7 protein-coding genes and 1 pseudogene are annotated in these 7,123 nt (G+C 52.3%); 5 read left to right on the top strand and 3 right to left on the bottom strand.

From position 1 onward, the window contains the following. Nucleotides 1-779 (top strand): annotated as a pseudogene (locus tag AUR66_RS22395) (hypothetical protein); the annotation flags it as partial. A 53-nt stretch (nt 780-832) separates the two neighbouring features. Here AUR66_RS22395 and AUR66_RS18735 read toward each other — a convergent pair. After that, on the bottom strand, nt 833-1,366 hold the full coding sequence (locus AUR66_RS18735; protein ID WP_058573629.1) for a metal-dependent hydrolase: 534 nt from the start codon (nt 1,364-1,366) through the stop codon (nt 833-835). Nucleotides 1,367-1,568: 202 nt separating this feature from the next. Here AUR66_RS18735 and AUR66_RS18740 point away from each other — a divergent pair, with 202 nt between their 5' ends. Continuing rightward, nucleotides 1,569-1,817, top strand: coding sequence for a hypothetical protein (locus AUR66_RS18740; RefSeq protein ID WP_058573630.1), 249 nt, complete (start codon nt 1,569-1,571; stop codon nt 1,815-1,817). 111 nt (nt 1,818-1,928) lie between these two features. On the opposite strand, the gene AUR66_RS23020 is transcribed toward AUR66_RS18740, so the two are convergent. Next, nucleotides 1,929-2,165, bottom strand: coding sequence for a hypothetical protein (locus AUR66_RS23020; RefSeq protein ID WP_231727977.1), 237 nt, complete (start codon nt 2,163-2,165; stop codon nt 1,929-1,931). An 824-nt stretch (nt 2,166-2,989) separates the two neighbouring features. Between AUR66_RS23020 and AUR66_RS18750 the strand changes: the two genes are divergently transcribed. Continuing rightward, nucleotides 2,990-4,321, top strand: a complete 1,332-nt coding sequence (locus AUR66_RS18750; protein ID WP_157533250.1) for a hypothetical protein — start codon at nt 2,990-2,992, stop codon at nt 4,319-4,321. Between the two features lie 244 nt (nt 4,322-4,565). After that, entirely contained in the window at nt 4,566-5,132 is a 567-nt protein-coding gene (locus AUR66_RS18755; RefSeq protein ID WP_058573633.1) for a TATA-box-binding protein, read from the top strand. A gap of 57 nt (nt 5,133-5,189) precedes the next feature. Here the strand turns inward: AUR66_RS18755 and AUR66_RS18760 are convergent, their stop codons facing one another. Further along, nucleotides 5,190-6,113, bottom strand: coding sequence for an NAD-dependent epimerase/dehydratase family protein (locus AUR66_RS18760; RefSeq protein WP_058573634.1), 924 nt, complete (start codon nt 6,111-6,113; stop codon nt 5,190-5,192). A 392-nt stretch (nt 6,114-6,505) separates the two neighbouring features. On the opposite strand from AUR66_RS18760, the gene AUR66_RS20950 reads away from it, so the two are divergent. Next, the coding region (locus AUR66_RS20950; RefSeq protein ID WP_157533251.1) for a glycosyltransferase family 2 protein at nt 6,506-7,123 on the top strand (618 nt) is incomplete at its 3' end.

A 7,123-nucleotide genomic window follows, 5' to 3' on the forward strand; every position in this document is an offset into this window, starting at 1 on the left:
CTCTCGACCCCGGAGAAAGCCGTGTACTTGCAGTGTATGTGACGCCTCAGCAAACAGGGGTGACGAATGCAACGCTTACGCTCCACACGGAGTCTGGAGAAACCGTCGGTGCAACTACCCTCTCAGTGGACGGTACAGAGTCGACCACAGCTGATCAGACGCTTGAGCTTGCGATGGATGGCCCCGACCGCGTTGGTGTGGGCCAAGAGGCGACACTCGATATTGTCGCCAGTAACGTCTCTTCAGACATTGGAACATTCGATGTGAACGTCTCACTTGTGGGAGAGAATGCAACAATCCAATCGGTAGAGATTCCCAGTGCAACCGCTGGCAATAACACCACGATTAGCGCCTCGAATCAGTCCAGTCGTATCGTCGCGTATGGTCTCGAAGAACAGGCGAACGAATCAGTCGTCCTCGCATCGGTTACTGTGCAATCTCCTTCTGAAGAGATCGTCGGAGTCAACGTATCACCGACTGCTGTCGGGACGGTATCCGGTGTCCAGTACACTGTCAAGTCGGTCTCGAATACCTCTGTCAATGTGAGTGGACCGCGACCAGTTGGAGACCTCTCCAACCCACCACGGGACCTTGATGGGAATGGTAAATTCGAAGATATCAACGGGGACGGTGAATTCACCATCGTAGACGTTCAGGCACTGTTCGTCAACCGCGATGACGAGTCGGTTACCACGCGGCCTGAGTTATTCGACTTCACCGACGACGGTGTCGTCAACATTGTCGACATCCAGCGGCTGTTTGTCAGCATTACAGCATAGGAAGCTTCGCTGACCTCCACCGTACTCATTTTTCGCGATACGACTGTGAGCGACTATCTATCCGGGGTTCGTCGCGTTCGCTTGACATACACACTTCGTGCCCAGATGACGATTGCGATCACTACGAGCAGATACTGAAACTGCATCTGCGGTGAATCAAATCCAGCATTGAATAGCCGAACCCAGGGTGCAATATCATCCGACGGGTAGTCAATCGCTGGAATGACTGGCCACAGAAGGAATCGTAGCTCAGTCCATTGCCCTCGAAGAGCGAGGAGATACGAATCACCAATGAGGTGTGAGAGGACAGCAACCGAAAATGCGCGGGCCTCTGTTCTCAGATCCCACTGAATCGCCATGTAGGAGAGTCCAGCAAGCACAGGCAACACGATGAGAAGCGAATGTGCGAACGAGCGGCCACTCGGCAGGACACCAGCGTAGACAAGTGGTTTGTCAATGATGTCGGGGACTTGGGTCCCGAAAGCGAGAACCACGAGAAGTAACCCATTCGGCAGTTGTCGGTCAGTCAAATACGCAACACCGGCATAGCAAAGATATCCAAGCGCAAGATGGCCGAGTGGATACACAAGAGCATGCTGGGGGTGTCGACTAATAAATCCTCAGCAGAGGTTGAGATGGGTTCGGCTGGAAGCAAGTAGATTGCTACCTTCCTTCAAATATTGGGAAAATATTATTAATTCGCTGAATCATTACGTAGGTAGCCAGCGAAGACGGTTTCCGCGAGGGTGGGATTCGCGGTGAAATCGCTGGATCGATGTGAGAGTAACAATGGTTGAAGATGAATACAGCAAAGGCGAGGTCGTACCGGTGGATATCTGGCCAAGAAATGCGGATGAGACAGCACGGTTTGCTGTGTCAGTTGAGGTGTACAGTGGCTATGGCAGTACAAAGCACGTGTACCCAAAAACGCAAGTAGAAAGTGTAGCCGACATTTTTGAAAACGGCGGTGACAGAGATAACCTCTCAGCAGGTGACGACGTGCGGTTGTACACGGTCCCATACGACGACCTGCGGTGATGAACAATCGAGGTCACGAAGCCAAAATTGCTGTTTCTGCCTGCTGAAGTCGCTCAGCTCCCGAGGTTAGTCCAAGGTTTTTGGATAACGATGTTGTAACGCGGTCCTCGCTCACGTGCGGTTGATCCACCAACGAACCAAGACAACGAACGCCCATCCGGTTACGTTCGAGATGACGTCGCCGATGGTGTCGGTCAAGCCACCGGCCATTAACATGAAGTGGGGTGTTATCTCTTCGAGTATTTCCCAGCCAACGCTGATCCCGAGGAGGAAGACAAGTGCGACCCATGGCGTGGTGTGGAATCTGAATAACCACACGACAATGACTGCACTGACTCCCGTGTGCATCGCAATATCCCACCACCAGATGGGAATGTACAGTGGGAGTGTGCCCAAAGACAATGCGACGATAGTAGCGAACACAAGGCATTGCTTGCTCTGGGCGGCAGTCTCCAGCCAGAATCGCCAAGATCCTGTTCGAGGTCTCGACTCCGTGAAGGTTGAAAATCGTGAGTCGGTACGAGTGGCCATCGCTGTGCAATACGTATTCTCGCGGATTAGTTACAGACTGAAGCAGTAGTGTAATAATAATATAACGCGCTATCCGCTGTGAATTACTGGAATGCGAGAAAATACAACAAAAATAGTATTGGATGTTAACATATTTTACTATCTAGATCACGAATGTATTCGATTTTTGAATACACTATTAATACTCTGAATATCTAGTGTAGCATCTACGCAAACCCGTCTTGAGGACACCCCATTTCGTGATTCGTTTGTCGATATCTCAGCCCACGAATTAGTAGTAAACCGTGGCTGAGTGACGCCAACTGATTCAAATTTTGACTTGGGCAGTGAAGAATTGAGACGATGAAATGTCCCACGTTGCAAAACAATGTGTACTGCGATTCACCGTGTAGGCAAGGTCACTTTGTGGGGATGCGCTTGATTCTGTATCACTAGAAGATCTGTTTTCAACCCAGTAGTCGCCACGTAACGCATGTTAATACGTCTATTACAATTCTGGAATAAAACAAATTCACAGATGAAAGACAATGATATCTCTCAGAACGGTTGGGGTGATTGTCGTCGCGGTGGCGGTCTTAGCAGCGGCGACGATGTCAGTCGTCGCGGTTGACCCCGCTGAGAGATCTCCCGTGGAAACCCCTGTGGATGATGCAGACGCGCCTCAGGACCCCACCCCAACTCCGTCGTCGCCTAATGCGTCCGATTCGACTTCTTCCGATAACTCCACCGACACCTCACAGGAGGTTGGTGATTGCGAAGTGCCGCCGAACAAGTCGACGACAGTTGGCGACCACGTCTCTGACTTTGTCACCGACGTCGTCAACGCAAGCAATCCACCCAAGTGTGAACCAGTTCCGGTGCCGCCCGAGTGCGAACTCTTCACTGACGACGAGAATGCCTCGGGTAGTGTCGGTGAACAGGTCTCCAACCACGTGCACAACCTCCACAACGAGACAGACGGGCCAGGTGCCTCTGGATCGCTGTCCATGTCGGATGACTGTGCTGGCAATGGTGACGACGATGCCAGCGGCGATGCCGATACCGGTGACTCGGATACTGGCGATGGTGCCGGTGACACCGACACAGGTGACGATGCCGACAATGGCGATGACGCTGGAGACACTGATAATTCGGACACCGGTGACGACGCCGGAGACAACGACAACTCTGATCCCGGCGACAATGGTGACGATTCCAACGTGACTGACGAGACGAATGACAACGTCACTACGCCCGTCGACGACAATTCCACGACACCGACTGACGGCACCAATACAACGGTTCCCGGTGATAACACAACGACCACGCCCAGTGACGATACAAACACGACTCCAGCCGGCGAGACGAATACGAGCGTGCCAACCAACAACACCACGACACCACCGACCAACAACACCACGACACCACCGACCAACAACACCACGACACCTGTCGGGGACGGTGACACAACCCCCGTTGACGACACAATGTCGACTCAGACAGACACTACTGATACCGAGGATGAGGTAGGAGAGAACACGTCGACCTCCGATGATGACGATACCGGTACCGACGAGCAATCGGCCCCGAGCAGTAACAAACCGAGTCGTGGTGGCGGTGGATCAAGTTCGACAACAGCTTCCACCACGACGGCCGACGAGACTCCGCCCGAGCCAACCACGGGCGATGCGGACAGCACCGACGATGGCGACGCAAGTGACGGTGGTGTGAGTGTTGATCGTGTGACGACGGACACTCCCCAGGCAACCCAGACCGAAACTGAGACGACGCCTATCGCCGCCGATATCGGGGCACCAACTGGCCCATCGAATGTAGAAGCATCTTCAGAAGCTCCCAGGCAGACCAGCAGCCTGCTTCCCTACCTGCTGGTTCTCATGTGGATCATCGTTACGGTCATCGTTTATCGACATCTCAACTCGGAACTCACTGGGGAGACAGACGGCATGCAGCACATTCCGCCCGCTTTCCGGTAAATTGGGGAGAATATTGGACCCAATGGATAATCATTCTACCTCCAAACGTGGGGAACGTGCTTATGAAGGGGGATTCATGGGCAATTCGAGTGGGTTAGCCGAACAGATCAAAGGCTCTTCGCCACGTTAACGAGAAATCTAACACCTCTGAGACCGAGTAGCCGATTCCCCTTACGGCTATTGTACTACCAAAAAACCATGTTCACACAACCGTTTAAGTAGCCGTGTTTAAAACGCGAATATAATGTCTCATGAAGCACGCCTTGATTCGCTTGAGATTCAAAATGTCGTCGCCTCGAGTGCAGTCGGTCAGGAGTTAGATTTAGCCTCTCTTTCGATGGACGTTACTGGAGCGGAATTCAACCCCGATAATTTCCCAGGGCTCGTGTACCGCACTCAAGAGCCGAGAGCAGCGAATCTGATTTTCCGGTCTGGAAAGATTGTGTGTACGGGTGCGAGTAGTGTCAATGAGGTCAATCAAGCATTAAACAAGGTGTTCGAAGAACTCGGGAGCCTTGGAATCCCAACTGACAACCGAGAGGAGGCAACCATTCAGAACATCGTCTCGAGTGCTGACCTCGGGACTGGTCTCAACCTGAACGCGCTCGCTATCGGTCTGGGTCTGGAAAGTGTTGAGTATGAACCCGAGCAGTTCCCTGGACTCGTCTATCGGCTTGACGAGCCAAACGTTGTGGTCCTGCTATTCGGGTCTGGGAAGATCGTCATCACGGGTGCAAAGAAAGTCGACTATGCACGAGAGGCGATTGAAGTCGTGAGCGATGAGATTGACTCACTTGGACTCCTCGGTTGAGTGAGATTGTGCAGTCGCGAGTCTGAGTGTCACCTACCGCGAGACTTCAGTCGCGTTTTACTCACTGAGGTACTCAGTGAGCCCGTCTTTGATACTGTATTTCGGTTCGAACCCAAGTGCTTCTCGGGCCTTGGTGATGTCTGCGCGACTCCGTTTGATGTCGCCTTCACGCGGGTCGACGTGGACGATGTCTGAGTCAGTTCCTGTGACATCCTGAATCGTTTCTGCGAGTTCGCGAATCGTAATGGTATCACCGGTGCCTATGTTGAAGCTCTCTCCAACAGCGGCGTCGCTCGTTGCTGCGAGCATGTTTGCCTGAACGATATCATCAACGTGGATGAAGTCACGAGTCTGTTCACCATCTCCTTCAACCGTGATGTCGTCACCAACGCGAGCCTGGTCACGGAAGATACTGATGACACCACTGTAGTCGCCTCCTTGCTGACGAGGACCATACACGTTGAAGTAGCGGAGTGCGGTGGTTTCGACGCCGTAGAGGTCGTGATAGAGACGGCAGTAGTGGTCTGCCGTGAGTTTCTCAAGACCGTAGGGCGATGTTGGCTGTTTTGGATGTCCTTCGTCAATTGGTGTGTACTCGGGATGACCGTAGATTGCCGCACTCGAAGCGAAGACGACACGAGTGTCAGAGTTACGAGCAGCTTCGAGAATTTCGAGGCTTGGGTCCAGATTGACAGCGTGGGATGACGTTGGTGCCTCGACTGACTGTGTGACGCTTACTTGAGCAGCATGGTGGAAGACGACGTCGGTATTTTGAACAGCGGTGGTCAACCGTTCTGTATTGTTGAGGCCGGCTTCAATGACGTCAGCCCCAGTAGCGACGTTGTCTTTAGCTCCCGAGGTGAGGTTATCGTAGACTGTGACGTCACAGGTGGCAGTGAGTTGGTCTACGATGTGGCTCCCAATGAACCCTGCACCACCAGTGACGAGTGCGGTGTTGATCGGCTCGAACCCTTGTCTCATTACGTGTGAAGTACGTTCGAAAGCGGGTGTGCTTTGATTTACCGGTCGCGATTATGAATGTTCAGTAAATCCTGAGCTTTCTGACCGGTACTGGGATATCAACACCAGATTACTCGTTTAGGAGACATTGACACCACTATTATATCAAGAGAGAGTAGCCTGAATTCAGACCGGACGAAATCCAACATGCAGAACATGGAATGATCAGTAATGACCCCTGTGTAGTGGGCGGGACGTATCGAATCACGAAGATGACAACTAGTGCTATCTACCTATTGGTACATACCGATGTCTCAGGAGTAAACTCTTTATTTGAGTAATTACCTGATTATGATAGCACATCTGAATGTTGGCTTGATAGGACATATCCTATCTTGTGAACGTCATCTCAGATGCGGTCACCATGGAACGCGAGAAACAACTACATTCAGGAGGGGGGAAGACAGTTGCAGTCACATAATGTGAGAGGGGAAAGTAAGGAAGGTTCCGGACTTGAGGATGAGAATTCAAATCCTCACGAAGCCAACCCAGAACTTGACCAAACTACAACACTTCCAGAAACCAAGACGGTCGTCGGCATTCCAGCATACAATGAAGAGGTCGGGATCGGGAGTACAGTCCTTGCCGCACAACAGTATGCTGACGAAGTCGTCGTCGTCGACGACGGTAGCACGGACAATACTGTCCCGATTGCAAGCGCATCCGGTGCGACTGTCATCGTACATGAGGAGAATCAAGGAAAAGGCGCTGCAGTTCAAACTCTCCTTAACCACGCTCAACAGACTGGATGTGACGCCTTCGTTATTCTCGACGGGGACGGCCAGCACCACCCTCGAGATATCCCACAAGTTGTCACACCTGTCATAGAGGGGGACTCTGATCTCGTTATCGGGAGTCGATACATCGAGGGGGGGCCAGACGATGAAACTCCTCTCTACCGACGGTTCGGCCAGCGGGTACTGGATTTCTTGACTGCCGGTTCAAGTGGCCAAAACCTCACGGACACACAA

The organism is Haloferax profundi (assembly GCF_001469865.1).
Taxonomy (GTDB): Archaea; Halobacteriota; Halobacteria; order Halobacteriales; family Haloferacaceae; genus Haloferax; species Haloferax profundi.